At 35.5% G+C, this 26,161-nt stretch carries 29 protein-coding genes and 1 riboswitch; of the genes, 15 read left to right on the top strand and 14 right to left on the bottom strand.

What is annotated here, in order from left to right; translation table 11 throughout:
* Positions 1-57 precede the first annotated feature (57 nt).
* On the top strand, positions 58-1,023 hold the full coding sequence (locus tag CW752_RS14410; protein ID WP_101240397.1) for an NAD-dependent epimerase/dehydratase family protein: 966 nt from the start codon (positions 58-60) through the stop codon (positions 1,021-1,023).
* Positions 1,024-1,108: 85 nt separating this feature from the next.
* A complete protein-coding gene (locus CW752_RS14405) occupies positions 1,109-1,861 on the top strand; it encodes a polysaccharide deacetylase family protein (RefSeq protein WP_101240396.1) in 753 nt (250 codons plus the stop codon).
* A gap of 337 nt (positions 1,862-2,198) precedes the next feature.
* Here the strand turns inward: CW752_RS14405 and CW752_RS14400 are convergent, their stop codons facing one another.
* Together CW752_RS14400 and CW752_RS14395 are read right to left on the bottom strand one after the other, a co-directional pair.
* Positions 2,199-3,404 carry a metallophosphoesterase gene (locus tag CW752_RS14400; protein ID WP_101240395.1) on the bottom strand — a complete coding sequence of 402 codons (1,206 nt, stop codon included), beginning with the start codon at positions 3,402-3,404 and terminating at the stop codon, positions 2,199-2,201.
* A gap of 72 nt (positions 3,405-3,476) precedes the next feature.
* Entirely contained in the window at positions 3,477-4,544 is a 1,068-nt protein-coding gene (locus CW752_RS14395) for a 3-oxoacyl-ACP synthase III family protein (protein WP_101240394.1), read from the bottom strand.
* 101 nt (positions 4,545-4,645) lie between these two features.
* Between CW752_RS14395 and CW752_RS14390 the strand changes: the two genes are divergently transcribed.
* From CW752_RS14390 to CW752_RS14355, 8 genes are all read left to right on the top strand, one after another.
* Positions 4,646-5,215, top strand: coding sequence for a hypothetical protein (locus tag CW752_RS14390; protein WP_101240393.1), 570 nt, complete (start codon positions 4,646-4,648; stop codon positions 5,213-5,215).
* Positions 5,216-5,218: 3 nt separating this feature from the next.
* Positions 5,219-5,950 carry a bifunctional demethylmenaquinone methyltransferase/2-methoxy-6-polyprenyl-1,4-benzoquinol methylase UbiE gene (gene ubiE, locus CW752_RS14385; protein WP_101240392.1) on the top strand — a complete coding sequence of 244 codons (732 nt, stop codon included), beginning with the start codon at positions 5,219-5,221 and terminating at the stop codon, positions 5,948-5,950.
* A gap of 3 nt (positions 5,951-5,953) precedes the next feature.
* Positions 5,954-6,736: a porin family protein gene (locus CW752_RS14380; RefSeq protein ID WP_101240391.1), complete on the top strand. Its 783-nt coding sequence runs from the start codon at positions 5,954-5,956 to the stop codon at positions 6,734-6,736.
* A 138-nt stretch (positions 6,737-6,874) separates the two neighbouring features.
* A complete protein-coding gene (locus CW752_RS14375; protein WP_101240390.1) occupies positions 6,875-7,177 on the top strand; it encodes a hypothetical protein in 303 nt (100 codons plus the stop codon).
* Positions 7,177-7,464, top strand: a complete 288-nt coding sequence (locus tag CW752_RS14370; protein ID WP_101240389.1) for a cell division protein ZapA — start codon at positions 7,177-7,179, stop codon at positions 7,462-7,464. Before CW752_RS14375 ends, CW752_RS14370 begins: the two co-directional genes overlap by 1 nt.
* Positions 7,465-7,701: 237 nt before the next feature.
* Positions 7,702-9,267 (top strand): ribonuclease Y, encoded by a 1,566-nt coding sequence (gene rny / locus CW752_RS14365; RefSeq protein WP_185117640.1) that lies wholly within the window; start codon positions 7,702-7,704, stop codon positions 9,265-9,267.
* Positions 9,268-9,340: 73 nt separating this feature from the next.
* Positions 9,341-10,582 carry an MFS transporter gene (locus CW752_RS14360; protein ID WP_101240387.1) on the top strand — a complete coding sequence of 414 codons (1,242 nt, stop codon included), beginning with the start codon at positions 9,341-9,343 and terminating at the stop codon, positions 10,580-10,582.
* A gap of 178 nt (positions 10,583-10,760) precedes the next feature.
* Complete coding sequence (locus CW752_RS14355) at positions 10,761-10,940, top strand: hypothetical protein (protein ID WP_101240386.1); 180 nt, start codon at positions 10,761-10,763, stop codon at positions 10,938-10,940.
* An 81-nt stretch (positions 10,941-11,021) separates the two neighbouring features.
* On the opposite strand, the gene CW752_RS14350 is transcribed toward CW752_RS14355, so the two are convergent.
* From CW752_RS14350 to CW752_RS14330, 5 genes are all read right to left on the bottom strand, one after another.
* The gene (locus tag CW752_RS14350; RefSeq protein WP_101240385.1) at positions 11,022-11,957 is read right to left on the bottom strand and encodes a YeiH family protein; all 936 of its coding nucleotides are present in this window, start codon (positions 11,955-11,957) and stop codon (positions 11,022-11,024) included.
* Between the two features lie 312 nt (positions 11,958-12,269).
* Positions 12,270-13,145 (bottom strand): LysR family transcriptional regulator, encoded by an 876-nt coding sequence (locus CW752_RS14345; protein ID WP_101240384.1) that lies wholly within the window; start codon positions 13,143-13,145, stop codon positions 12,270-12,272.
* A gap of 151 nt (positions 13,146-13,296) precedes the next feature.
* Positions 13,297-14,604 carry a voltage-gated chloride channel family protein gene (locus CW752_RS14340; protein ID WP_185117639.1) on the bottom strand — a complete coding sequence of 436 codons (1,308 nt, stop codon included), beginning with the start codon at positions 14,602-14,604 and terminating at the stop codon, positions 13,297-13,299.
* Between the two features lie 32 nt (positions 14,605-14,636).
* A riboswitch (Fluoride riboswitch) is annotated at positions 14,637-14,704 on the bottom strand.
* Between the two features lie 199 nt (positions 14,705-14,903).
* Positions 14,904-15,740: a GLPGLI family protein gene (locus CW752_RS14335; protein ID WP_101240383.1), complete on the bottom strand. Its 837-nt coding sequence runs from the start codon at positions 15,738-15,740 to the stop codon at positions 14,904-14,906.
* 157 nt (positions 15,741-15,897) lie between these two features.
* Complete coding sequence (locus tag CW752_RS14330) at positions 15,898-16,365, bottom strand: acyl-CoA thioesterase (RefSeq protein ID WP_101240382.1); 468 nt, start codon at positions 16,363-16,365, stop codon at positions 15,898-15,900.
* A 114-nt stretch (positions 16,366-16,479) separates the two neighbouring features.
* On the opposite strand from CW752_RS14330, the gene CW752_RS14325 reads away from it, so the two are divergent.
* A complete protein-coding gene (locus CW752_RS14325) occupies positions 16,480-16,833 on the top strand; it encodes an arsenate reductase family protein (RefSeq protein ID WP_101240381.1) in 354 nt (117 codons plus the stop codon).
* Between the two features lie 100 nt (positions 16,834-16,933).
* Positions 16,934-17,305 carry a hypothetical protein gene (locus CW752_RS14320; protein WP_101240380.1) on the top strand — a complete coding sequence of 124 codons (372 nt, stop codon included), beginning with the start codon at positions 16,934-16,936 and terminating at the stop codon, positions 17,303-17,305.
* Between the two features lie 359 nt (positions 17,306-17,664).
* Here CW752_RS14320 and CW752_RS14315 read toward each other — a convergent pair whose 3' ends face one another.
* The 4 genes from CW752_RS14315 to idi all read right to left on the bottom strand — a co-directional run bounded on the left by CW752_RS14315 (position 17,665) and on the right by idi (position 20,558).
* Positions 17,665-18,282 carry a hypothetical protein gene (locus tag CW752_RS14315; protein ID WP_101240379.1) on the bottom strand — a complete coding sequence of 206 codons (618 nt, stop codon included), beginning with the start codon at positions 18,280-18,282 and terminating at the stop codon, positions 17,665-17,667.
* A 207-nt stretch (positions 18,283-18,489) separates the two neighbouring features.
* The gene (gcvT, locus tag CW752_RS14310; protein WP_101240378.1) at positions 18,490-19,566 is read right to left on the bottom strand and encodes a glycine cleavage system aminomethyltransferase GcvT; all 1,077 of its coding nucleotides are present in this window, start codon (positions 19,564-19,566) and stop codon (positions 18,490-18,492) included.
* Between the two features lie 9 nt (positions 19,567-19,575).
* A complete protein-coding gene (locus tag CW752_RS14305; RefSeq protein WP_101240377.1) occupies positions 19,576-20,046 on the bottom strand; it encodes a hypothetical protein in 471 nt (156 codons plus the stop codon).
* A gap of 2 nt (positions 20,047-20,048) precedes the next feature.
* The gene (gene idi / locus CW752_RS14300; protein ID WP_101240417.1) at positions 20,049-20,558 is read right to left on the bottom strand and encodes an isopentenyl-diphosphate Delta-isomerase; all 510 of its coding nucleotides are present in this window, start codon (positions 20,556-20,558) and stop codon (positions 20,049-20,051) included.
* 258 nt (positions 20,559-20,816) lie between these two features.
* On the opposite strand from idi, the gene CW752_RS14295 reads away from it, so the two are divergent.
* Entirely contained in the window at positions 20,817-21,227 is a 411-nt protein-coding gene (locus CW752_RS14295) for a phosphoheptose isomerase (protein WP_101240376.1), read from the top strand.
* A gap of 80 nt (positions 21,228-21,307) precedes the next feature.
* Entirely contained in the window at positions 21,308-22,267 is a 960-nt protein-coding gene (locus CW752_RS14290) for a D-2-hydroxyacid dehydrogenase (RefSeq protein ID WP_101240375.1), read from the top strand.
* 83 nt (positions 22,268-22,350) lie between these two features.
* On the opposite strand, the gene mscL is transcribed toward CW752_RS14290, so the two are convergent.
* A complete protein-coding gene (mscL, locus tag CW752_RS14285; protein ID WP_101240374.1) occupies positions 22,351-22,728 on the bottom strand; it encodes a large conductance mechanosensitive channel protein MscL in 378 nt (125 codons plus the stop codon).
* Between the two features lie 248 nt (positions 22,729-22,976).
* On the opposite strand from mscL, the gene CW752_RS14280 reads away from it, so the two are divergent.
* Entirely contained in the window at positions 22,977-24,494 is a 1,518-nt protein-coding gene (locus tag CW752_RS14280) for an NAD(P)H-hydrate dehydratase (protein ID WP_101240373.1), read from the top strand.
* A 94-nt stretch (positions 24,495-24,588) separates the two neighbouring features.
* Here the strand turns inward: CW752_RS14280 and lgt are convergent, their stop codons facing one another.
* Both lgt and yidD read right to left on the bottom strand, forming a co-directional pair.
* The gene (gene lgt, locus CW752_RS14275; RefSeq protein ID WP_101240416.1) at positions 24,589-25,461 is read right to left on the bottom strand and encodes a prolipoprotein diacylglyceryl transferase; all 873 of its coding nucleotides are present in this window, start codon (positions 25,459-25,461) and stop codon (positions 24,589-24,591) included.
* A 423-nt stretch (positions 25,462-25,884) separates the two neighbouring features.
* A complete protein-coding gene (gene yidD, locus CW752_RS14270; RefSeq protein WP_185117637.1) occupies positions 25,885-26,136 on the bottom strand; it encodes a membrane protein insertion efficiency factor YidD in 252 nt (83 codons plus the stop codon).
* Positions 26,137-26,161 lie beyond the last annotated feature (25 nt).

Here is a 26,161-nt window from a genome sequence, read left to right as displayed (position 1 = left end):
TTTATTATGGTTGACATGTTTTTTTTACTTTTGTACAATTCTAAAAAAATCTGAAAAATGGAATCCTATACGGAAAGAATACTGATTACGGGTGCTTTGGGACAAATTGGCACCGAACTTACCAATAGACTTGTTGAAATTCACGGAGCGGAAAATGTGGTCGCTTCAGGATTGGACAGATGGCAGGAAGGAATTACCGCTGCCGGACACTATGAAAGAATGGACGTTACTAATACGCAATTAGTAAGACAGGTGATTCAGGATTACGACATCACTACAGTGTATCACCTTGCTTCGCTTTTGTCGGGGACTTCAGAAAAGCAGCCAATTTTCGCTTGGAAATTAAATCTCGAGCCTTTGCTTCATTTTTGTGAAATGGCAAAAGAAGGGTTTATTAAAAAGATCTTCTGGCCAAGTTCTATCGCGGTGTTTGGAAAAGGAATTCCAAAACATGATGTTGGACAGGATGTTGTTTTGAATCCGACAACGGTTTATGGAATCTCTAAAATGGCAGGAGAGAAGTGGTGCGAATATTATTTCGATAAACATGGAGTAGATGTAAGAAGTATCAGATACCCCGGATTGATTTCCTGGAAGACTCCTGCTGGGGGCGGAACAACTGATTATGCAGTGGAAATTTTCTACAAAGCTATTGAAGATGGAAAGTATACAAGTTTCATTTCTGAGAATACAGGAATGCCAATGTTATACATGGATGATGCCATCAATGCAACATTGAAATTAATGGAAGCTCCAAAAGAAAGTTTGACTGTTCGTTCCTCTTATAATTTGGGTGGAATGTCATTTACGCCAAAAGAATTGGCAGAAGAAATCAAGAAAGAGATTCCGGATTTTTCAATCGATTATAACCCGGATTTCAGACAGGCAATTGCGGATTCCTGGCCGGCTTCGATCGACGATTCTGTCGCTAAAAAAGATTGGGGATTGTCTTATGATTTTGGAATTTCTGAAATGACGAAAGACATGATCAAGAATTTAAAAGTAAAATTAGCGAAGGATTAATAATGTAAAGTAATACTTTAATTTAAAAGTATTTTAACGTCTGATTTTTAATTTGTTATAATTTTTATCTAAAATTTAATTTAATATGATTTTATTAACTTTCAACATAATGAATATGGAGGCTGAATGTAAAAATGGCTCTCGAATCAACGATGAAGAAAGATTGAAAATCACAGAAGAGAATACCAAAGCGATTCTCAGAATTTTAGATATTCATGATGTCAAAGCAAGTTTTTTTGTTGAGATTTCCCTGACTCAAAAACTGCAGAATCTTATAAAAGCAATTTCATCCAAAGGGCATGAAATTGCTTTTTATAATAAAGGGTCAAATCTGGAAGAAATTGAAAACGCCAAAAAAAATATTCAGGATCTTTTGGAAAAACAGATCCGGGGAATTCGCCAAAAAGATGTAAAAATCTCACAGGAAAATTTGAAATTGTTGGAATTTAATTACGTCTCTAATATCGACAATGCAAATATTCTTTTTCCTTTCAAACGCTTAAAAAGAGACACTGAAATTACCGAGGAAGACGGATTAAGTATTGTCCCGGAAAGTATCTCTCCTTACAGTCAATTACCCTATAATGATTTTGTATTTCAGATCTTGCCTATGAAGTATTACCAGAATATGGTTTTAGAAACGTTGCAGAATGAAGAATTTGTTTTGATTTACCTAAATACCTGGCAGTTTACAGACTTTAAAAAATACCGTTTTGATATTCCTTTTTACAGAAGTCTATTTTCGGGTAAAAAAATGGAGGACAAACTAGATGCCCTCCTTACTTTTCTCAATGACAGGGAAATGGCTACTTCCCGCATGAAAGATTATATTTTTTAGGTGATAGGTTGTCGAGATTAGGGATTAGGGATTAGGGAGAATGCTTTGTGGAATAGTAATGGATGCTCATCAATATCAATGAATTTTGCTTCACAAGTAAATTGTGGAATCAGGAATCAAAATATTCATAGCCCATTCTCAACTAACTTGCAACAATAAAACATCCAGCAACCAACAACCACCCAACCAGTAACCACCCAACTAGTAACTAGCAACCAGGAACTGTTCAACCAGCAACTACCCAACTAGCAACTACCCAACTAGCAACTATCCAACTAGTAACCAGCAACCAGCCAACTAGTAAGCAACCAACAACTATCCAACCAGCAACTAAGAACTAACCCAATTCAAAAAGAGTAATCTCCGGCAGCACACCCACTCTTCCCGGGTATCCAAGGACCCCGAATCCTCTGTTTACATACAATAGTTTCCCTTCACTTTCATACAAATCTGCCCATTTTGGATAACGATATTGTACAGGCGACCATTTTACATTTTTAAGATCAAGACCGAACTGCATTCCGTGCGTATGTCCAGAAAGTGTTAATTGGATGTTTCCAGGATGTTTTTTGACAATTTGATCAAAGTGGGTAGGATCGTGGCTCATTAAGATTTTTGCAGCGGATTCCGGCACGTCTTTTAATGCCTCATCTATTTTTCCGAATTGTGGAAAAGGTTTTAATCCCCAGTTCTCAACACCAAGGATGTATAGTTTTTCTCCATTCTTTTCAATGATCCTGTTTTCGTTTCTCAGCATATCGAAGCCGGCTTGTCTCTCATAGTCGATGAGAGTGTCGAGGTTTTTCTTTTTGGCAGCAGGGGAGTCCCAGGTCACGTAATCTCCATAATCGTGATTTCCCAGTACTGCAAGTTTACCATCTTTAGCTTTAATTTGTGAGAATAACGGGATGAAAGGTTTGAATTCATCCGCTATATTATTAACCATATCTCCTGTAAATAAAACAAGATCAGGTTTTTGTTCGTTAATTAAATCAACTGCATGTTGTAATTTACCTGGATCAGAAAAGCTCCCACTATGAACGTCGGAAATTTGAATGATTTTATATCCTTTAAAGCTTTTTGGAAGATTAGATAGCTTAACTTTCACCTTTCTTACTTTATGACGGTATTTTCCAAAAGTAATCCCATCAATGAATAAGGCAGAAAGGACTCCGCTCATTCCTAAACCAACCAGGCTGAGGAACTTTCTTCTTTCCGGGAAGAAATTTTCGGATGGTTTGGTGAATCCGATCAGGTAGCCGCCGGTTCGGATAATGTCATCAATTAATAGAAATAAAACCACAAAGATTTTTGGAAGAATGAAGATCAGAAATAACGAGATCATGACCTGGGCTCTGAGTGTGCTTCGGTCCGATCTTTGAAAATGCATGACTTCATAAGCGAAAATTCCATAGATAAGTAAAGATAAAATGCAGTAGCCTATTTTTATCCATGAATTATCTGTGAGCGTTCTTATAGCCTGATAAATGTAAATCTCCAAAAAAAGGAAGATTCCGGCAATAATTAAAAGATTCTTTTGCATATTCTGGTGTAAAAAAAGCACAAAAGAAGACTTCCTTTGTGCTTTTTATCTATTTTTAATTAAAATTATATCTTAAGGAAATCTGTAAACGATAGCATTGATGTTCATTCCGGCACCTACCGAAGTCATTACAATGTTACCTTTATCTTTAAACGATTGACCCTCCATTTTTCCTTTAATTATTAAATCATACATGGTAGGAATAGTAGCTACAGAGGTGTTTCCTAGATCCTGAATCGTCATAGGAGAGATTGCGTGATCATATTCTTTTACGTCATAAAGTCTGTGAAGTCTTTCGATCATTGCGTAGTCCATTTTAGCATTAGCCTGGTGGATTAAGATTTTATCGATATCTTCAATGGAAAGTCCCGCATCAGTAATGGTGTCTTTGATGGCAACCGGTACATTTTTAAGAGCGTATTCGTAGATTTTTCTACCCAACATTCTTACATACAGACGCTTTTGGTCTACTTCTTTGTTGATAGAAGGTTGGTTTTCAAGATAGTTTAATTCCGGGCCATTGTCGCAGATCGTATTGTGGGCGATAATTCCTACGTTTTCTTCATCGGTAGCTTTTACCACTACCGCACCGGCACCGTCAGCAAAGATCATTCTGTTTCTGTCGTGTGGATCTGTTACTCTGCTTAACGTTTCAGCTCCAATAATAAGGATGGTTTTGGCAACCTTGGCTTTAATCAGGTTATCTGCTAAAATCATACCTTCCACCCATCCCGGGCAACCGAAAATCATGTCATACGTTACACATTTTCTGTTTTTAATACCTAGCTTATTTTTTACTCTGGCAGCCATTGTCGGCATGAAATCTGCGTATCCGTTCTCCGTAACTTCGCCGAAATTACTGGCATAAATAATATAATCCAATTCTTCACCGTCTACTTTTGCATCAGCAAGAGCAATTTTTGCGGCTTCATACCCGATTTGTGAGTTAGAAAGATCATCCTCAATGAACCTCCTGTTTTCGATTTCTGTAATTTCTACAAATTTCGCAATCGTTTCTTCCACAGGTTTTTCAATTTTCACCCCATCCTCAGTATAAAACTCGGAGTTCATAAAATAATCTCTACCAATAACTCTGTTCGGAATATAACATCCAGAGCCAATAATGATCGTATTCGGCATTCGTTTATATGATTTTTTTAAAGATGCAAAGTTAATAATTAATATTAATAACGGAGAATTAAAAATATTATTAAATTTGCAAAAATTGTACTTTACAATCTATGAAAAACAACTCGTCCTTAAAAGGCTTACTTATTGCAGCTGTGGCGTTTATCGTTGCCTTTGGGATCTACTTCCTTTTTTTAGCCAAGAAGAATTATTATGTGGTAGACAATCCTACTCCCGAAACGTTTTATTTTAAAATCAATAATGGTTCCGAGGGAATCATTTCAGCAGGGCAGTACGTTCATGTGGATTTGAATAAGGGGAAAAACTCTATTCAGGTTTTTGATAAAAATAAAAAGATGCTTTACGATTCAGCGTTTGAAGTGAATAAACTTCGAGGCTTAATCAACATTGCTCACCAGGATTATTATGTGAATGATCAGTACTACGGATACAACCTTAAGAAGGATTCGTTATTGATGGCGCTTGATAAAACGAAGATCGATGGAAAAGAATATCTGGGAGGTGCGCAACGTTTCAATAAACTGTACACCGAAGATTTTTATTACAATGTAGATGAAGATTATGATAAAGTGATCAAGAATATCCAGAAAGTGGAATCGAGATCAAAAATCTTCAGAAAGCAGGATTACCTAAATTATTATAAAGAATATTACAAGTTTTAAGTTTTGACAAAAGATATCACTAAAGTTACTCCCTACAATTCAGAGGCTACAAAAAAGAGCCAGGTAGAGGATATGTTCGACAACATTGCGCCGAAATATGACCTTCTGAACCATGTTTTATCTATGAAAATTGATGTTTTATGGAGAAATACATTGGTAAAATGGATGAAAAAAGATAACCCGCAAGAAGTGCTGGATGTGGCTACAGGAACGGGAGATCTGGCAATCACGATTGAAAAAGGAACCGGTTCGAAGGTAGTTGGTTTAGATTTATCACAACAAATGCTCAATGTTGGCGTTATTAAAATAAAAAAACTTAAATTAGACGGCAAAATTTCCATGCAAAAAGGAGATGCGGAAAATTTACCTTTCGAGGACAATAGATTTGATGCTGTTTCCGTTGCATTTGGAGTAAGGAATTTTGAGAACCTTACCAAAGGTTTAGCAGAGTTAAGAAGAGTAGTTAAAGATAACAAGAGTGTTTACATACTGGAGTTTTCAAAGGTTGAGGGTTTCATGGGGCCATTATATATGTTTTATTTTAAAAATATATTACCTGCCATAGGCAGACTGGTTTCCAAAGATAATAGGGCATATACATACCTTCCGGATTCTGTAAATGCTTTTCCTTTCGGGGAAAAGATGAAGCAAATTCTTTTAGATACGGGATTTAAGAAAGTTGAATATAAAAAACTAAGTTTAGGTATAGCCACAATTTATAAAGCAACAAAGTAACCTATGAATAAATTTCTATTAAAAGCACTGGTTTTAACCTCAGTAAATGTTGCCGTTTTTGCAAACGCGCAATTTAGAACCCGAAACAGAATGGATAAGTTGGAAGATTTCGACGAACAAAAATTCAGTTGGGGTTTTTATTTGAACGGGAATAAACTGGACTACCGTATCGTACTACACCCGAGGTACGGTATGAATGAAAATCAGAATCTTGTTACATCTAAAGAAAGTTATAGTTTCGGTGCGGGGCTTATCGCAAAATGGAGACTGAATGATTATTTGGATTTAAGAATGGAGCCTGGTTTACAGTTCGCCCAAAGGCAGTTGACTTTTAATACCCAATCTAACGATATCTATGCCGGCGGATCTTTAACGAATCCTCCTTTTACACCAATTCCGTTACAGGAAAAAGATAGAGTAAGAGAAATTAAATCTACATTGATAGATATTCCGGTTCTTGTGGAGCTTCATGGTCAGAGATGGTACAATTCAAGGCCTTATATTGCAGCCGGGGTAAACTATATCGTGAATCTTCAGTCTAATTCCGGATCAACCGATGACAATATGCAAGGAATTTTCAGATCAACAACACACAATTTTGCATGGTCTGCAGAAATGGGAATTCAGTTTTATTTCAACAAATTTAAGCTGACTCCTGCCATCAGAGGAACATTCTTTATGAATAATGAAAAAGTGGCAGATAATGCGACTACACCTCCTTATTGGGCATCTGCGATCTCTACATTACAAACGAGAGCGGTAATGTTTGTTCTGAAATTTGAATAAAAATACTCACATAAAAAATACAAAGGAGGTGCTTCTGCATCTCCTTTTTTGTTGACTTACCAAAATATAGAGCGTTTTATTTTTGTTAGTGTTATTATTTTTTTATTTTTGCTTCTAGTTAGAATATACAAACCTGAAATGCTTCAAGATTTAGAAAACAATTTTTCAGAATTAGAGAGAAAAATTTTAGCTCTCCAAAAGAATTACAAGAATCTTACTGAAAAGTTATCAGAGCTAAGTGTTGAGCATGAGGAACTGAAGAAGAAATACGACGAGGAAAGAAGAAGAAATCAGGTATTAGCAGAAGAGCAAAAAAATATAAAACTTTATTCAGCAATATCAGGAAATCCTGAACACAATAGGTTAATGAAAAATCATATCAACAGATTGGTAAAAGAAATTGATTTCTGTATTGCTCAGCTTCAAAACAGTGGATTATAATGGAGGTAAGGAGAATAACCATAAACATTGCAGGAAGGGTATATCCGCTGAACGTACCGGCAGCAGAGGAGGAAACTTTGCGTAAAGTCGGGAAGCAGATCGAAAATATGATTAAAGATTTTGAACAAAACTTCGATGTAAGAGATAAACAGGATGCTTTGGCGATGTGTGCCCTGAAATTGGGAACCAATGCTGAGGTTGTATCTCTGAACTACGAAAAAAATATTAATTCTACCAACGAAAGATTAGTACAAATTAATCAGACGTTGAATGAAATCGGGAAATAGAATTCTTTTCCCGAAACAGACTGCCTACAATAATTCTAACACATTAAAGGTAAACTCAACGCTAAACAATTACCGAACAAATGTCCATTGAATGGCGTGCCGGATTTCCGGATTACAGACAGTGGAAATCAGTTCAAATCGTGTTGATTAGGAGTTTACTCTCAATCGCTGAATTATTGTAGGCTTTTTTATTTAAATTGAAAAGAATATGAATACAATTAAAACTCAATATATATTATGATAGAAGTAATAGTAGGTGTTGTTTGCTTAGTAATTGGGGCTGTAGTGGGGATATTTTTCTCCAAAAGCTCGTTGAATACTAAAGCGAAATTCATCATAGATGATGCCAAGAAAAATGCCGAAAACCTTATAGAAAAAGCTAATGTACAAGCTGAATCCATAAAGAAAGAAAAGAACCTTCAGGCTAAAGAGAAATTCCTGGAATTGAAATCACAGCATGATGCTGATATTCAGTCCCGTGAAAAGAAAATGCAGGAAGTTGAAAAAAGAACCAAAGACAAAGAACACAAACTGAATGACGAACTTAGCAAGACCGGGAAACTGGAAAAAGATCTGGATAAACAAATTGCAGATTATGCTAAGAAAAATGAAATTTTAGAAAGAAAACAGCAGGAATTAGATACAGCTACAGCTAAAAAGGTTGAAATACTCGAGAAAATCTCTAATTATACGGCTGATGAAGCAAAAGCAGAATTGGTAGAGACCATGAAGGCTGAAGCCAAAACCAGAGCTCAGGCACATGTTCAGAGTATCATGGAAGAAGCTCAGATGAATGCTAAAAATGAAGCGAGAAAAATCGTTATTCAAACCATTCAGAGAATTGGTACTGAGCAGGCTATTGAAAACTCAGTATCTGTTTTCAACATCGAATCTGATGAAGTAAAAGGTAGAATTATCGGTAGAGAAGGTAGAAATATCCGTGCTTTAGAAGCGGTAACAGGAGTAGAAATCATTGTTGACGATACACCGGAAGCAATTCTTCTTTCTTGCTTCGATCCGGTAAGAAGAGAGATCGCAAGATTGTCCCTTCACAGATTGGTAACTGATGGAAGAATTCATCCGGCAAGAATCGAAGAAGTTGTTGAGAAAACAAGAAAACAAATCGAAGAGGAGATCATTGAAGTCGGAAAAAGAACCATCATTGATTTGGGAATCCACGGATTACATCCTGAATTAATCAAAATCGTAGGTAGAATGAAGTATCGTTCTTCATACGGACAAAACTTACTACAGCACTCTAGAGAAGTAGCCAACATCGCTGCAACTATGGCTGCTGAATTAGGATTAAACGTAAAACTAGCGAAGAGAGCAGGTCTATTACACGATATCGGTAAAGTTCCTGAACAGGAATCTGAACTACCACACGCATTATTAGGAATGCAGTGGGCAGAGAAATACGGTGAAAACCCTGAAGTAGTGAATGCTATTGGAGCTCACCACGACGAAATTGAAATGAAGTCATTATTATCTCCGATTATCCAGGTAGCGGATGCTATTTCAGGAGCAAGACCGGGAGCAAGAAGACAGGTTTTGGAATCTTATATCCAGAGACTGAAAGATCTTGAATCTGCAGCACTAAGCTTCGATGGAGTATCAAGTGCTTATGCTATCCAGGCAGGTAGAGAATTAAGGGTAATGGTTGAAAGCGGAAAAGTAAATGATGAAGTGGCTTCTCAATTATCTTACGATATTTCTGAAAAGATCCAGAATGAACTTACTTATCCGGGACAAGTAAAAGTAACAGTAATCAGAGAAACGAGAGCTGTGAATATTGCAAGATAATAATCACATAAAGATATTTTATAAAAACCTTTCAAGAAATTGAAAGGTTTTTTATTTTTATCAAAACTTAAAAATGCAAGAACTGTCCCTGTCTTCAAAATTGAAGTACATTTTTTCTATTCCCGTTATTATTTCTGCCCTGGGCTATTTTGTAGATATCTATGATCTCCTTTTATTTGGAATCGTAAGAATTCCAAGCTTAAAAGCTCTCGGATTGAATCCTGATGCTGACGGAACCTTTATTCTGAATTGCCAGATGGTAGGACTCCTTATTGGTGGTGTTTTCTGGGGGATTTTCGGAGACAAGAAAGGAAGGCTTTCCGTACTCTTTGGTTCTATTTTAGTGTATTCTTTAGCCAATATAGCCTGTGGCTTTCTTCCCTATTTTCCAAAAGAGCATTTGGTGTATCAATATGCCGCTTTGAGGTTCATTGCGGGAATTGGTTTGGCCGGAGAACTTGGAGCGGGAATTACATTGGTTTCTGAAAGTCTTCCGAAGAATCTAAGAGCTATTGGAACATCCGTTGTAGCCGGTTTCGGATTAATGGGGGCAGTGGTTGCCCAGTTAACGGTAGAATTAGCCGGTGGTTGGAATATTTCCTATATCATTGGCGGGATCATGGGAATCTTGTTATTACTCCTGAGGATAAGTGTTTCAGAGTCCGGAATCTATAAAAATATTGAACATAAGACTGTTGCTAAAGGGAATTTTCTTTCCTTTTTTACCAATAAAGACAGATTGATACGATATTTGAAATGTATTGCAGTGGGACTCCCTACCTGGTATTGTATAGGTATTCTGGCGGTTTTAGCCAACCAATTTGCCCCTGAATTGGGAATAAAGGATCTCAACCCCGGAAAAGCAATTATGTGGGCTTATGTAGGGATTTCTGTTGGAGATTTGATGAGTGGCTTTATTTCGCATGCTTTGAAATCCAGGAAAATGGCAATATTTTACATGTTGGCGTTCACTTTAGTAGGAGTAGGTGTTATGTTGTTTGGAAATACAAATACAGAAACAAAGTACTATCTTTTTTGTGTTTGGCTAGGCTTTGGGACAGGATATTGGGCAATGTTTGTCACGCTTGCTGCAGAACAGTTTGGTACCAATATCAGGAATACGGCAACGACTACAGTGCCGAATATGGTAAGAGGATTGGTGCCGGTTATGATTTTAGCATTTGATACGCTTAAACATAACTTTTCTGTGATAGAAAGTGCTGCTATTGTAGGAGTAGTGGTGTTTGGACTTGCTTTTTATTCTTCATATACAATTTCAGAAACCCATAATAAAGATTTGGAATTTACTGAATGATTTGTTTTGTTTAATAAATGGTAGCGTATTATTCCTGATTTTGAACATAGTAATAGGGTTAAAATCAGAATATTATTGTAATTTTTAATAAATTTTGTTGCAAATAATTAATATTTGTTTAACTTTGGGAAGTGACTAAAACTATATTGTTTAATTAAAACTAAACCACAACCACATTATGAAAAACGCTAAAAAATTAAGAAAAGAAGATTTGAAAAACATTACAGGAGGAATCAGTGGCAATCCTGACCTTTCTCTTTGCGGATGCAGTTGCTCCGGTTCTGTAACAGGACCATGGTACTGTGTGCAATATATAGGTTGCCCGCAGGTTTATACTTGTGGTCAGTCTGCTATTTAAGAAGCTATTTCAGTATGAAATAAACATTTCCACATTTAATATGCAGAACCCTTTTGATTTTTCAAAAGGGTTCTGCTGCTTTTAGTGAATAATATAAAGCAGACTACCGACACTAATGGTTACCCAAAGAAGGATAGCTGTAAATAAAGGTTTAAAGCCTATTGTCTTTAATGTTTGAATGGAAAGGGTTGATCCAATAAAAAATAAGGTAAGATTTAATCCTGATTTTGCTAAAACAGTTATGGGAACACTAAACTGATCAAAGAAAGGAAAATAAGTATTGAGAAGAATTGCCACAATGAAATATCCAATGAACCATGGAATCTTTATTTTTGAATCTTTGCTTTTAAAAATAAACATGGTAATCAGAGAAACAGGAATAATCCATAAAGCACGGGCCAGCTTTACTGTCGTAGCTGTTTTTAAGGCCTCATTACCATACTTACCTGCTGCACCCACTACAGAGCTCGTGTCGTGGATTCCTACAGCACACCATAGTCCAAATTGTTCTTGCGAAAGGTGTAATAGATGTCCAATAGCAGGATAAACAAATAAAGCAATAGAATTTAAAGTAAAAACAATAGCCAGAGCCAGAGAAATTTGTTTGGTGCTGGGCTTAATAATGGGAGAAACAGCTGCGATGGCACTGCCGCCACAAATGGCAGTTCCTGCCGAAAGAAGATAGGATAGTGGTCTTTCCAGTTTAAATATCTTTCCTAAGATATATCCTAAAACCATTACCGTTACAATACTGACTACAGTTAACATTAATCCTGTTTTTCCCGCATGTAAAGCTTCATCCAGTTTCAATCCAAATCCTAAGCCGACAATTGAAATCTGCAATAGCAAATGAATATATTGATGGAGCTGTTTTTCAAAAGGATTTCCTATAAAAACGGCTAATGCAAAACCAAGAGCCAGTGCTATAGGAGAGGAAATAAGTGGAGTTAAACATATAATAGCCAATACAATAAAAACTATTTTTCGTGTTGTTTCATTTTGAATGAAATCTTTCATAGTGCGAACTTTAATTATGTGACAAAATTCGGCAATATAGTATTACGAAATAAATTGTATTTTGTTATGATGGATAACTATAAGTTATAAAAGATAAAAGATCTTGTCGTTAAATTTCAATGTTAGCTTAGCTGCATCAATAGAGGTGGGTTATGATCCTGAGCGTAGACGAAGGAAGCCCGCCCTAATACATTTTTAAATATTCCATTGGCTTTAGCCAAAACCTACAAGAGAATGTCCTTACTTCATAAGTGTAAGGCTGGTAAAACGATAGGCTTTCGTTTTATTAGCAGTTTGGGTGTTGCGCAAAAACTACTCTGCAAATCTCAAAAACAATTCTATTAATTCAGATTGTTCACCTTTTGGGAGAATAAAGTGAAAATCTCTTTCGATACTGAAGTTTTTAATGTCTATAACGGTTAGCGTATTGTTTTTCAGTTCACTTAAAATAGTGCTTATGGAAAGAAAAGCCATGCAATCGGAATGGAGTAGATAGTTTTTAATGCTTTCACTGCTTCCCAGTTGAATCACAGTATTTAATTCATTGATATTGATTTCTTTTTCCTTTAAACGGTTTTGGATAAACTCCAATGTTCCTGAGCCTTGCTCGCGGAAGATAAAAGGAATGTTATAGAGATCTTTGACTTGTAAAGTTTTTCCCGCCAGTGGATGATCTGTTTTGGCAGTAAGAACAATTTCATCAGGTTTGAACGTTTTATAATCAAAATAAGAAGATTGAGATTCTCCCTCAATGATTCCCAAATCTATCTTTTCTTCTTTTAAAAGAGATGAAATGGCTTCAGTATTTCCCGTAAGAAGTTCAATCTTGATATCTTTATAATAAGCGTTGAATTTGGCCAGTATTTCAGGGAGAATATATTGTGCTACGGTAGTACTGGCACCAATAATTAATTTTCCTTTATGCTGTTGATTGATTTGACTGATCTCAAATTCCAGATCACGATAAATATTTCTAACCTTCTCAGCATATTCGTATAAAATCTTTCCGCTTTGAGTCAGCTGAATAGAAGTGCCCTTACGATCAAATAATTTAGTACTTAGTTGAGTTTCTATTTCTTTAATATGCTTGGTAACAGCAGGTTGTGAAATATGAAGTTCTTCTGACGCTTTTGTAAAACTTAATCTGGATGCTACCGTATGGAAAACCTTTAATCTGTAATCGAACATGGCGTAAAATTACGAATTATAGTTGGAAATGGCGAAAAATAGGAACAGGTTCGATGTTCAATGCTGTGTAGTGTAGAACCAATAACCAACACCCAAACAACCAACACCCAAACAACTAGCACCCAGACAACCAGCAACCAGCTAACCATACCTACAAAAAATCCGATATAGACCGATCCTCCTGACTCTCATACCTTTTGTTTTTTGCCTCTCCAATTTTCTGTCGGGTGTAAATGCTATTATGCCCTGAGAGAAGATAAGAAACGACACAGGCAATTGCCACATAGACCCCGGATTCTGCACCAAATAATTCGATTCCCATCAGCATACAGGCTAAAGGAGTATTCGTTGCTCCTGCAAATACAGCGACAAAACCCATTCCTGCCAATAATCCGAATGGAAGAGGTATAAATAAAGATAAAGCACTTCCCAAAGTAGCTCCAATAAAGAATAAAGGGGTTACTTCACCACCTTTGAATCCTGCAGAAAGTGTTATAATGGTGAAAATCATTTTTAAGATGAAATCATACAATGGAAGTTGTTTTTGAAAAGACTCTACAATAATCGGAACACCCAATCCTATATATCGTGTTGTACCCATTGCAAAAACAGCTAAAGCAATAATCACTCCACCTGCTACGGGACGAAGTGGAGGATATTTGATTTTGGATTTGAAAATAGAGCCTGCCCAATGGATAATTCTACTGAAAGCAGCAGCGCAGATTCCGAAAGCAACTCCGGCTAAAATACTGTACAGGATAGGTAAAAACTCCAGCTTAGGAATGAAATCAATATGATAATGGGTGTGTTTAACGTTCCATAAATTGGTTGCCCAATCTGCCAATATTGCTGAAGCAAAAGCCGGAAAGATAGCGTTGTATCGGATTCTTCCGATCAAAAAGACTTCCAATCCAAAAACGGCACCTGCCAAAGGTGTTCCGAAAACAGAGCCAAAACCTGCAGCAATGGCAGCAATAATTAATATTTTTCTTTCGTTTCTATCAAGTCTGAAAGGTTTGGTCAGCTGGTCGGCAATGGCTCCGGCCATCTGAAGAGCTGTACCTTCACGTCCTGCAGAACCTCCAAAAAAATGAGTGGCAATTGTTCCTAAATAAACAAAAGGAGCCATTTTGAACGGGATAATTCCTTTAGGATCATGGATATTATCAATTAGAAGATTATTTCCCGCCTCCACATCCTTTCCCCAATAATAATACAAAAGTCCGATAAGAAAACCAGCTACTGGAAGTAAAGCTATTAGCCATAAGTGGTTTTCTCTATAGTTTGTAACCCATTCCATTGATTGCAGAAAACCTGCAGAAGCTGTTCCTACTAATGCTCCAATAATGATACTAATGCAAAGCCATTTTGCAATATAAGGCAGAGCCGGAAATTTTCTGAAGAAAAATTGAGTGTGAAAAATTGCTTTTTCTCCAAATGTTGGTTGATTTTTTGACATAGTATCCCTGATCAGTTAATCTATTAATAATCTCTTAATCAGGCGTCATCAGCTTTTGTAAAGCGGTTGGGGAAGGAAGAACACCATTTCCTTTTTGATACTGCAAATATATGAATTAAGATTAAAAGAAAAGATAAAAGATAAAAGATAAAAGATAAAAGATCTTGTCGTTAAATTTCAATATTTGCTTGGCTACATCAATAGAGGTGGGTTATGATCCTAAGCGTAGACGAAGGAAGCCCGCCCTAATACATTTTTAAATATTCCATTGGCTTTAGCCAAAACCTATTGTGTTTATATTATTGAGGATAGTGCATTGCCTTATCAATTTCAAGAGGGTTGTTGTATCTTCTGATGACTTCCTGCATATTTTTAGTCTGAGTATTCAATTCGTCAACATTATGAATTTCCTTTCCATTGATATTGATTTTTAAGTTATTATCGGTTTTACTGAAATTGTTTCTTTCAAAAGCAAATGGATCGTTGTAAAATTCCATGACCAATTTATATTTTTGTTTTTCATTGATGGGAACAGCTTTATTTCCAAAGTTGGATTCTACAAAGTTTTCAGTGGAATAGCTTTCCGGAAGTTTCTGGCTTTTTACAAGATTATAAATGAAGTTTTTCTTAGCATCCGACAACTCGAAGATAAGTCCCGGAAGTCCCCGAAATTTAAATGGTCCCTCATTAAAAGGAATATCTTTACAAAACCAGGCTGTCCAGCTTCTGCCTCCAAAATTTGTACTTGCTTTTTGTAGGGTATATTGATTTACCTTTTTAGTTTCCCCAGAAATGGTCCAACTGATTTTATCGGTGGTTTTAAAAGAATAATATCCCTGTTTGATATTGATGTAGTTTTCATTATCAAAAGAATTGATTTTTCTTTTTACTACCTGTCCGGACATGTCGGTATAGTCAGAATCCATCCCGAATTTTTGATTTAAGGAATCTGTAATGGCTAGATTTTGTCCGTAAAACTTTACTTCTTTGGGACCGATGTCCAATACCATATTCAACTTTTCAAGATGAGGGTCTGTAGAATCCATCTTGTATTGTAGTTCATAAATAAACCTATGCGTTTGTGCCTGAAGAAATACCATCAACAGAATGGCTGTCATTATAAGGATATTTTTCATATTATACTTGAAATGGGTTGATACTAAATTAGTTAATCTTGATTTAGTGTGCAATATAATAAGAAGTATATATGGTTTTGTTCCTTCGCTCTAAAATTGATTTCTTCAATCACGAGGTATCACCCTAAAACTCTCAGACTCTCCAACTCTAACTCCCCTATAGAAAAGGTTTCATCTCGTCTTCAATCTGGGTACGCAATTCCATTAGGCGTTTGGCATATATTTCCTGTTGTTTTTCTTCTTCAGTTTCCGGTATCCATTTAGGAACGGGAAGTTTTTTGCCATTTTCATCTACTGCAACGAATACAATGATACAATGGGTTTTCTTGTCAAAAGTAGGCTGTTTCAGATTTCTTGAAAAAACATTGATGGCAATATGCATACTGGAAGTTCCTGTATAGATAACCTGTGCATCTACTTTTACCACTTCCCCGATTTTAATAGGCTCATAAAACCGGATCCCGCCTACATAAACTGTTACAGAATAATTTCCGCTCCAGGTAGTAGCACAGGCATAACCCGCCTGGTCAATCCATTTCATGACACTTCCACCATGCACATTTCCTCCGTAATTGACATCTGAAGGTTCCGAAATGAACTGAAAAGTAATAGGTTTGTTCTCCATCTTTATAAAATTTGAATAAAGTTATTTAATAATTTCCAAAGTTTTAGATTAAATCCTACTTTTGAAAGACGAAATCATAATGAAAGAGATTTTAACAAATAAATAGAGACCATAATGAAGAAAGTATTTCACCTTAACACATGTGATACCTGTAGAAAAATTTTAGCACAATTTGACCTTACCGGATGGGAACTTCGAGAAATCAAAAAAGAGCCTATTACTAAAGAAGAATTGGCCGAAATGTATAAGAAAACCAAATCATACGAAGCTTTATTCAGTAAAAAATCTACTCAGATTAAATTGAGAGGTTTGGATGTGAAGTCTTTAACAGAGAAGGATTTTAAAGAATTACTGCTGGATCATTATACCTTTCTGAAGCGTCCTGTCTTTCTTACAGATAATGAAATTTTTGTAGGAAATGATAAGAAGAATGTAGAAGCTTTACAGGAACTTTTTGGAGTAAAATAATTCTTGAAACCACTTTTTATAAGTCAAATAATTGAATATTAATATTTTAATCATTGTGTTTTGTCTTTTGAACATTCATTGTAGTGCTCAAAATAAAAGAGTGACAAAGGTTGTTAAGGCTAACGATGTAATAGATACTCTTCAATACTTAAAAACATTTGAAGCAAATAAGAAAGAATATGCAGGGAAGAGTTTTTCTTATTTACTGTCAAAGATGGATAAAATACAACCACGAACCATTTGGAGTGTTCCGAGTTCAATGGATAGTACGCTGGTTACAAAATCTTTATTCAGATTTTCCGATATCAATTATCCTATTGTGAATGAGGTTAAAATGTTGATCACTTGGGAAGCAGAATTGCCTTATAAGACAGTGAGTTTTAATAATCAAAGAAATAAGTTTTATTTTTCAGATTCTGAAAGAAGATATTATGGAGCTAAAATTATAAGGAATATTTTAGTGTATCGTTAATAATTATTCCTTGGAATTACCCGGATGATGAGGCATGTAAGTACGAACGTGAATGCCTTGCCTGGTCGTTTACAATGAAATAAAAGAATCTCAATCTAAGAAAAAATCTTTGGGATAAAATCTTAAATGCGCTGGCTGGCGGAATAGAAGAAACCCCGGCTCACAGAGTTCAGATGAGAAGATGGAGGGAGGGAGAAGGAGATAATAAATAATTTGATATTTAATTAAAAGCTTACTAATAAAAAACCGCAGAATTTCTGCGGTTTTTATTTCTTTAGAGTGAATTAATTTACAATATTATATGATATAAACTGCGTGAAGCAATTAATGGTTCCAAGCAGTTCCATTTTAAGTTCTAGTTACCTTCCAACCAAAATCTTGTATGCTTTGGGAATTTGAACACCTTTAAAATGGTTAGTAAAACCATAAAAAATGAGAATTATTACCAAAAAACCTGTGATTAGAATGCCTTTAGATTGCTTAGCAGGGGAAAGTGATAAAAAGGTGGTTTGCATTTTTTTGTAGTGAATGGCTGCTATATGTCCGAAAAAGGAGAAAATGGCGAGGGTATAATAAGGAATGAAAAATAAATTGATTGGAAATGTATTGATTCCTGCAGCACCAAAATAAAAATTAGTATCCAAATGCAGATAAAACCTACCCATTAATACTGCTGATACATGAATGATGAGAAAGAATGCTAAATATAATCCGGACCAGATCTGAAGCTTTTCAAAATTACCAGTCGCCGTTTTTCGCAGGTTTCTGAAAAGGCTGAGGCCTGAAATGATTTGGATAATAACAGTAAGGAGTAACAGACTTTCACAGGCCGTATTACGATATATTTTCCTGAATACCTTCATCATTTCAAGATGTTGGTCAATACTAAAAATACTGCATAGATGATTGAAGAGATGAAGTCCGACAAATATTGAAATTGTCAGTCCTGAAAAATAGTGTAAACTTTTGATTTTCATTATAGATTTCTTTATTTTCATGTTGGGCTTTAAAAGTGTTTTTTTATACTTTTATTTGCCGTACAAAAATAAATAGTGACTTTCGGGAAAATCTTAAACCAGTTTAAGAAAGCTTTTTAAGTACGTGTAATTACTCAAATTCTCACTTCTATAAAAAAAATAACCCTGCAGAGATTTCTACAGGGTTGTTTTATGATTATTTTTTCATTAAACAAAAGGAGCTTTCACCACTTTTGCAGGAATATTTTTGTTTCTTACCTGTATGAAGATTTCAGAACCTAATTTGAAGTGAGGCTTATCTACATATGCAAGACCTAAACCGATTTTCTTCATTGGTGACTGAGTTCCGGAAGTTACTTTTCCGATTACATTTCCTTCAGCATCTACCACAGGGTAATCGTGTCTTGGAACTCCTTTGTCTGTCAATTCAAAGCCAACCAGCTTTCTTCCAACGCCTTCTTCTTTTTGTTTTGCGAAAGTAGCTTTAGAAACAAAATCTTTATCGAATTTTGTAATCCATCCTAAACCTGCTTCGATAGGAGAAGTCGTGTCATCTATATCATTTCCGTAAAGGCAGAATCCTTTTTCTAATCTTAAAGTATCTCTGGCGGCCAATCCGCAAGGGATGATTCCTTCTTCTGTACCGGCTTCCATTACAGCATTCCAAAGTTTTTCGGCACTTCCGTTGTTGAAATAGATCTCAAAACCTCCACTTCCTGTGTATCCTGTATTGGAAATGATCACATCATTTTCTCCTGCTACACTTCCTACAGTAAAATGATAGTAAGGTATTTCAGAAAGGTTTACATCAGTAAGTTTTTGAAGAATTTCAGTAGCTTTTGGTCCTTGAACAGCTAATAATGACATCTCATCAGAAGCATTGGTCATTTTAGCTCCGAAAGAATTATATTTTGAAATATGATTCCAGTCTTTTTCAATATTGGAAGCATTTACTACTACAAAATATTTATCATCTTCCATTTTGTAAACGATAAGGTCATCTACAATACCTCCATTTTCGTTAGGAAGACATGAATATTGAGCTTTTCCATTTTCAAGAGCATCAACATTATTGGTAGTTACCAATTGTAAAAGATCTTTTGATCCGGGACCCTCAATGAAAAATTGTCCCATGTGGGAAACATCAAATAATCCTGCTTTTTCTCTTACAGCAAAATGCTCTTCTGTTACTCCTGAATATTGTACAGGCATTTCAAAACCTGCGAAAGGTACGATCTTAGCTCCCAAAGAAACATGTTTGTCGTACAAGGCTGTTTTCTTCATATTTACTTTTTATTTCTTTATTTTAAAACTGTTAAAAGTCTCGTTGAAAAGAGTCATATAATTTCCGTTCCAGAACTTTTGGCCACAATTGATGCTAACCAGATAAAGACTTTTGTCTTTTTGAAAAGCTCTGGTAATCCAGAATAGTTTTTCTTTTGTATCAAAGTATTCGTAAAAATACTCGGTGTATCCTTTTTTGCTTTTGCTCTCTTTTATCTTATTTTCGTCATCCTGTGATTTGTAAAGGGCTAAAATGAATTTTTTCATTTCCTCCTTTGGAAGAGCAAGGTCATGATATTCTGAAATAGTAATTGCTCCAATTTCACTGGTAGGGAAAATATTGACAATATCGTTGTCGTTGGTAGATTTCCAACCTTCCGGAATGTTGATTGAGTAATTCGGGCTATCATATACCTGTGCCTTTTGAGCAAAAAAAAGACATCCCGTTAAAAAAGTGGTTACAAGAAATATTCTTTTCATCGTTAAAAATGGTGTTTGTATTCTTCAAGGATAATTTTAAACCATTCCGTGAAGTTTTCCGGAGTTTCGGCTATTTCTTTATCCAAGTCAGCAAGGGAAATAAATCGTACTTCTTCTACCTCTTCTTTATTTAAATTAAAATCGGATTCATAATTTCCTATGAATACATGATCGAGTTCATGTTCCCAAAGACCACCACCTACATCTGCTTTGTAAATAAAGCTGAATTTTTCTGAAAGTTCTGTTTCAATACCCAGCTCTTCTTTAAGTCTGCGTCTTGCACCGGAAAGATAAGTTTCTCCTTCTCTTGGGTGTGAGCATACAGCATTGGTCCACTGGTTGGGAGAATGATATTTTCCTGAAGCTCTTTTTTGAAGAAGCATTTCGCCTTTGCTGTTAAATAGAAATACAGAAAAAGCACGATGTAATAAGCCGTTAACATGAGCCTGCTGCTTTTCCATCAAACCCAAAACTTTATCTTCAGGATTTACTAAAACTACTAATTCTTCCATTTCTACAAATGTAAGCGTAATAAATGTATTTTGGAAATTTTTCGATGAACATTGTGCTTTTGTAGTTTTTACTCTTTTAGTTTTCTTCGCTAATTTGAAATTCAAAACGAAAAATTTTAATTAGAATGTGTAAAATAGTTAAATAATATTTACATTATACGTTGAATAGCAGTTTTTATAGTAAAATTTCAACATAAACCAAGATTAATAGGTCTTGTAGTTGTAAAAACGCTAACTTTGTTACTTAATGTTTCATTGATGGAATTAGAATATATAGAACACATCAGTCCTATTCTAAAGGATGGAGTAAAAAATTACTTAATAGACATAGACGGAACCATTACAGATGATGTTCCGAATGAAGAGCCGGAAAGAATGGCTACCTGTGAACCTTATCCTGATGCACTGGAGACGATCAACAAATGGTACGATGAAGGGCATCAGATCTGTTTTTTCACTTCAAGAACCGAAAATCTGAAGCAAATTACAATCGATTGGCTGGATAAACACGGCTTTAAGTATCATAGTGTGCTCTGTGGAAAACCAAGAGGGGGAAATTATCACTGGATAGATAACCACCTGGTAAGAGCTACAAGATATAAAGGGCGATTTACTGACTTGGTGGAGAAACAAGTAACGATTGAAGTATTCAAAGAAGACGAAGAATAAAAATATAATATAAAGATTTGAAGATTAAATGGAGCCCTTTAATTTTCGAATCTTTTTTAATTTTAAATATAGCTGTATTTATGAAAGTTTTAGCAAACGACGGCCTGGACCAATCTGGAATTGATGCATTAACAGAGAAAGGTTTTGAGGTGATTACAACAAAAGTTCCACAGGAGTTTTTAGTTGATTACATTAATGAGCACAAAATCCGTACTTTATTGGTAAGAAGTGCAACACAGGTAAGAAAGGATATTATTGACGGATGCCCCTCAATCGAAATTATTGGAAGAGGAGGTGTAGGAATGGATAATATCGATGTAGATTATGCAAGAGAAAAAGGGATTCATGTAATCAATACCCCTGCAGCTTCATCGGAATCTGTTGCTGAACTTGTTTTTGCCCATTTGTTTTCGGGTGCCAGATTTCTTCAGGATTCCAACAGAAAAATGCCTTTAGTAGGAGATACTGAATTTGCAGGACTTAAAAAAGCTTATGCTGCCGGTATAGAACTGAGAGGGAAAACTATCGGGATTATCGGTATGGGAAGAATCGGGCAGGAAGTCGCGAGAATTGCTTTGGGACTTGGCATGAGAGTGATTGCTGCAGATAACAATGTTGGAAGGGCTAGCATTAAAGTTAAATTCTATAACAATCAGTTTATCAATGTGGATATTGAAACAGAATCATTACAAGATGTTTTAAAGCATTCTGATTTTATTACTTTACATGTTCCTGCACAGAAAGACGGATATATGATTGGCAAGAATGAATTTGAAATGATGAAAGACGGAGTGGCTATTGTTAACTGTTCCAGAGGAGGAGTAATTGATGAAGTGGCTTTAATTGAAGCATTAGACTCCGGTAAAGTGAAGTTTGCCGGTTTAGATGTTTTCATTAATGAACCTACGCCGTCTAAGAAAATTCTTAATCATGCTAAAATTTCTCTTACACCTCACACCGGAGCTTCCACACTTGAGGCTCAGGACAGGATAGGGCTTTCTCTAGCGGAGCAGATTGCCAGTATTTTACAGATTCACTAATACTCATAGAAATAAAATAAATAGTAAAAGCACCTCAATATTGAGGTGCTTTTCAGTATATAAATTGTTAAACACTTAAGTTATTATATATTTTTGTTTTTCAAAAGGTCTCTGATTTCTGTCAATAATTTTTGATCTTCTGTAGGACCTGCAGGAGCCGGAGCTTCCTTCTTAGTGATTTTATTAGCACCTTTAATGATCCAGAAAAGAACCATTGCGATACATAGGAAGCTGATTACTGCAGAGATAAAGTTTCCATACGCTACACCATTCCAGGAAAGCTTGGAAATATTTTCAGCACCAGCAGCTTTCAATGCAGGGTTTAGTAATAGAGGAGTGATTACATCTTCTACTAAGGACGAAACAATTTTACCAAATGCTGCACCGATGATGACACCGACAGCTAAGTCCATTACATTACCTTTAAAGGCAAACTCTTTAAATTCTTTGACAAATCCCATAATTTATATTTTTTTTAATTAGTATATACACAAAAATATGATTTAAAAATGTAAAAAACAGTACTTTTTATAGTTTTTTATTCCAAAAAGAGGAAAATACACAGGAATTTATGATATTCTTGATTATTGAAAATAGAGGCTTTATTCTTATCCGTTATCTCATTCATGATGACATGGTATTTTTGTTATCAGGCCGCCATAGTAATGAAAAATCTTTTGTAATTTGCTTAAAAGTTTGATCTACCCTTATGAAAGTCTTCACAGCAGAACAAATACGCAATTGGGACCAGTTTACCATTTTAAATGAACCGATCTCTTCTACCCAACTTATGGAAAGAGCTTCAATGAAGGTGTGTCACTGGATTAGCGAAAACTGTAAAATTCATAAAAAATTGTTTGTTTTTTGTGGTAACGGGAATAATGGCGGCGATGGATTAGCCATTGCAAGAATGTTATATATAAAAGGCTTTGATGTTGATGTATTTGTAAACGATCCAAAAGGAAAGTTCTCAGAAGATGCTTCTGTGAATCTCAAAAGGCTTCGTGATGTTTCAGGGGTATCAATAAGGAGGTTTAACGAGATTGATCAATATAATTTCGATGATAAAACAATTATTATTGATGCTCTTTTTGGAACAGGGTTATCCGGGAATCTGGAGGGAGAATATGAAATTCTTGTTGAGCAGTTGAACAAAAAAAAGAATTATAAGATCGCAATAGATATTCCTTCCGGACTCCCTGCAGACGGTCTGCCTAAGGAGAATGCAACTATTTTAAAAACTGATTATACGTTGAGCTTTCAGTGCTGGAAAAGAAGCTTCCTTCATCCGGAAACAGGACGGTTTACAGGAAAAGTGGAAATATTAGATATTCATCTGCATCCGGAATATGCTGAGACATCGGAAACTCATAATTTTGTAATAGATGACAAAATGGTGGAGTCTATTTTTAATCCCAGACAAGAGTTTTCCCACAAAGGAAGTTATGGGAAATCGCTGATCATTGGAGGGAGTTATGGAAAAATAGGAGCTGCAATATTGGCTACTCGATCAGCTTTGAAGATCGGAGCAGGGTTAACTTTTACAATGGCTCCCGAATGTGGTTATGAAATAATACAGACTTCGTGCCCTGAAGCAATGTTTATAAAAGGAGGTGGGGAATATGTAAATAATTTTGTCGTTGATAATGACATGGTATGTGGCATAGGTCCGGGGCTTGGTACTCATTCTGATACAGGGAAAAACTTTTTAGAATTTTTGAAAACCTATTCACATCCATTAATTCTCGATGCGGATGCTTTAAATATTATTGCCGCAGACCAGGAAGCTCTCCGATTGATTCCCTCAAAGACCATTATTACTCCACATCCAAAAGAATTTGAAAGGTTATTTGGAAATACGGCTAACTCTTTTAAAAGATTAGAATTGGCAAAAGCGAAAGCGAAAGAACTGGATATTTATATTATATTGAAAGATCATCATACTCAAGTTGTTACACCTCAGGGAGATGTTTTTTATAATATAACGGGTAATGCAGGGTTGGCAAAAGGAGGAAGTGGAGATGTTTTGACAGGAATTCTGGTGTCACTTTTAGCTCAAGGATATTCTGAAAAAGAAACCTGTATTCTTGGAGTTTGGCTACATGGAAAAGCAGCAGATTTTGCTGCTGAGAAATATTCAAAAGAGGCAATGCTTCCTACAGATGTAATTAATGAATTTGGAGAGGTTTTTAAAGAATTAAATCGGAATACGATAAAGGAGTTGTAATGAGGTAAGGAAGTTTAGAAAAAGAAAAAGGCAAATCTGTAGTATACAAATTTGCCTTTTTATATGGTTAAATTCTAGCTTGTTTTACCAGAAATTATTCAGGTTTTTCATTTTCTTCCTCAGTAATTTTGAATTTCTTTGAAACCAGCATGATAACAACACCTGCAATCATAAAAGGAATAGAAAGAACCTGTCCTGTATTTAGGCTTCCTATCTGAATAAATTCATCTCCCTGTGGTTCTTTAAGGAATTCAACGAAGAATCTGATAGCCCAAAGAATAATAAAGAATAGTCCAAATAACCATCCCTGCTGATATTTTTTATTGGTTTTTCTGTATAAAATCCATAATAAAACGAAAAGGGCAACATATCCTATAGCTTCAAACAGTTGGCTTGGGTAACGAGGAACAGTAGGTCCGTATTCACTGCTTTGTTGAGGGAAAAGTAAGGCAAACGGAGAATTCGGATCTGCCGGTTTTCCTATAATTTCAGAATTGAAGAAATTCCCCATTCTTACAAATGCACCACCTAAAGCAATGACAATACCTAATCTGTCGTATACCCAAAGTGGATTCTTTTTGATGATTTTAAAAGAGTAATAAAGAGTTGTGAAAATTAGAGCAATGGTAGCGCCATGACTGGCCAGCCCTGAAAACCCTGTAAACTTTAAACCGTTTTTTGTGCTGATGGGTAAAAATACACTCCAGAAATCTTCTTTGAAAAGTTCCGGTTGGTAAAAAATAACATGTCCTAATCTTGCTCCAAGGATCGTTCCGATCAATGTCCAGGTGAAAAGAGGCTCTAAATACTTTTGGTTAACATTGTCGATTTTGAAAATTCTGGTCATTAAAATATAACCGAAACCAAAGGCAAATACAAACATTAGACTGTAGAAATGCAGCGTAATAGGACCTAATTTTAGACCTTTTGACGGATCCCAGATTTTAAAAAGAGTATCAAGTTCCACTTTATCAGAAGCTGTAATAGGTTTAGTAGATTTTACGGCATATTTAAACTTTGTAATATTATCTTTAGTAACTGCAGCATCAATTAATTTAAAATCTTTATCGAACAACTGGTATTTAGAATCCTTGAATTTAGTCAATGTTGTTGCTCCATAGTTAAAATAAGCCGGCTCAAAGTTAGACTCATTCAGGATTACCAAAAGATTGTTATTGTCGGTTTCTTTATCCGGAAAAGCATTAAGATCACCTATTTCTGTAGTGGAATAGATTTTTACCGGAACATTATTCCCGTTTACTTTTAAAGTTCCGTCAGATAAACCTTCGGGATATTGCTGTGCAAAAAGACATTGGGTAACCAATGCAAATATTACGAGGTAAACTCTGAAAAAAATATTACTCATGTTCTATTTTATTTAATAGTTTGTTTACTGATTTTTATGTTTTGGTGGAACAGGATCGTAACCACTTCCTCCCCATGGATGGCATCTTAAAATCCTTTTGAATCCTAACCAAAAACCTTTAAATATACCATGAATCTGAAGAGACTCTATCATATAATGTGAGCAAGTAGGTTCGTAGCGGCAATTTTTGGGAAGTAATGGCGAAATAAACCACTGGTAAAATTTTATCAAAATTACCAACGGAAATGTAATGATTTTATTGAATGTAAGTTTCAAAACAATGCAAAAATAGGGTAAAAAA

Origin of the sequence: Chryseobacterium sp. PMSZPI (assembly GCF_002835665.1) — a bacterium.
Taxonomy (GTDB): Bacteria; Bacteroidota; Bacteroidia; order Flavobacteriales; family Weeksellaceae; genus Chryseobacterium.
This window is presented reverse-complemented; position numbering and strand designations above follow the sequence as displayed.

Excerpts from the sequence above, each read along its gene's own strand:
- CW752_RS14410 (WP_101240397.1), top strand. The coding sequence starts at position 58 with ATGGAATCCTATACGGAAAGAATACTGATTACGGGTGCTTTGGGACAA.
- CW752_RS14405 (WP_101240396.1), top strand. The coding sequence starts at position 1,109 with ATGATTTTATTAACTTTCAACATAATGAATATGGAGGCTGAATGTAAA.
- CW752_RS14400 (WP_101240395.1), bottom strand. The coding sequence starts at position 3,404 with ATGCAAAAGAATCTTTTAATTATTGCCGGAATCTTCCTTTTTTTGGAG.
- CW752_RS14395 (WP_101240394.1), bottom strand. The coding sequence starts at position 4,544 with ATGCCGAATACGATCATTATTGGCTCTGGATGTTATATTCCGAACAGA.
- CW752_RS14390 (WP_101240393.1), top strand. The coding sequence starts at position 4,646 with ATGAAAAACAACTCGTCCTTAAAAGGCTTACTTATTGCAGCTGTGGCG.
- CW752_RS14380 (WP_101240391.1), top strand. The coding sequence starts at position 5,954 with ATGAATAAATTTCTATTAAAAGCACTGGTTTTAACCTCAGTAAATGTT.
- CW752_RS14375 (WP_101240390.1), top strand. The coding sequence starts at position 6,875 with ATGCTTCAAGATTTAGAAAACAATTTTTCAGAATTAGAGAGAAAAATT.
- CW752_RS14370 (WP_101240389.1), top strand. The coding sequence starts at position 7,177 with ATGGAGGTAAGGAGAATAACCATAAACATTGCAGGAAGGGTATATCCG.
- rny (WP_185117640.1), top strand. The coding sequence starts at position 7,702 with ATGATAGAAGTAATAGTAGGTGTTGTTTGCTTAGTAATTGGGGCTGTA.
- CW752_RS14360 (WP_101240387.1), top strand. The coding sequence starts at position 9,341 with ATGCAAGAACTGTCCCTGTCTTCAAAATTGAAGTACATTTTTTCTATT.
- CW752_RS14355 (WP_101240386.1), top strand. The coding sequence starts at position 10,761 with ATGAAAAACGCTAAAAAATTAAGAAAAGAAGATTTGAAAAACATTACA.
- CW752_RS14350 (WP_101240385.1), bottom strand. The coding sequence starts at position 11,957 with ATGAAAGATTTCATTCAAAATGAAACAACACGAAAAATAGTTTTTATT.
- CW752_RS14345 (WP_101240384.1), bottom strand. The coding sequence starts at position 13,145 with ATGTTCGATTACAGATTAAAGGTTTTCCATACGGTAGCATCCAGATTA.
- CW752_RS14340 (WP_185117639.1), bottom strand. The coding sequence starts at position 14,604 with ATGTCAAAAAATCAACCAACATTTGGAGAAAAAGCAATTTTTCACACT.
- CW752_RS14335 (WP_101240383.1), bottom strand. The coding sequence starts at position 15,740 with ATGAAAAATATCCTTATAATGACAGCCATTCTGTTGATGGTATTTCTT.
- CW752_RS14330 (WP_101240382.1), bottom strand. The coding sequence starts at position 16,365 with ATGGAGAACAAACCTATTACTTTTCAGTTCATTTCGGAACCTTCAGAT.
- CW752_RS14325 (WP_101240381.1), top strand. The coding sequence starts at position 16,480 with ATGAAGAAAGTATTTCACCTTAACACATGTGATACCTGTAGAAAAATT.
- CW752_RS14315 (WP_101240379.1), bottom strand. The coding sequence starts at position 18,282 with ATGAAAATCAAAAGTTTACACTATTTTTCAGGACTGACAATTTCAATA.
- gcvT (WP_101240378.1), bottom strand. The coding sequence starts at position 19,566 with ATGAAGAAAACAGCCTTGTACGACAAACATGTTTCTTTGGGAGCTAAG.
- CW752_RS14305 (WP_101240377.1), bottom strand. The coding sequence starts at position 20,046 with ATGAAAAGAATATTTCTTGTAACCACTTTTTTAACGGGATGTCTTTTT.
- idi (WP_101240417.1), bottom strand. The coding sequence starts at position 20,558 with ATGGAAGAATTAGTAGTTTTAGTAAATCCTGAAGATAAAGTTTTGGGT.
- CW752_RS14295 (WP_101240376.1), top strand. The coding sequence starts at position 20,817 with ATGGAATTAGAATATATAGAACACATCAGTCCTATTCTAAAGGATGGA.
- CW752_RS14290 (WP_101240375.1), top strand. The coding sequence starts at position 21,308 with ATGAAAGTTTTAGCAAACGACGGCCTGGACCAATCTGGAATTGATGCA.
- mscL (WP_101240374.1), bottom strand. The coding sequence starts at position 22,728 with ATGGGATTTGTCAAAGAATTTAAAGAGTTTGCCTTTAAAGGTAATGTA.
- CW752_RS14280 (WP_101240373.1), top strand. The coding sequence starts at position 22,977 with ATGAAAGTCTTCACAGCAGAACAAATACGCAATTGGGACCAGTTTACC.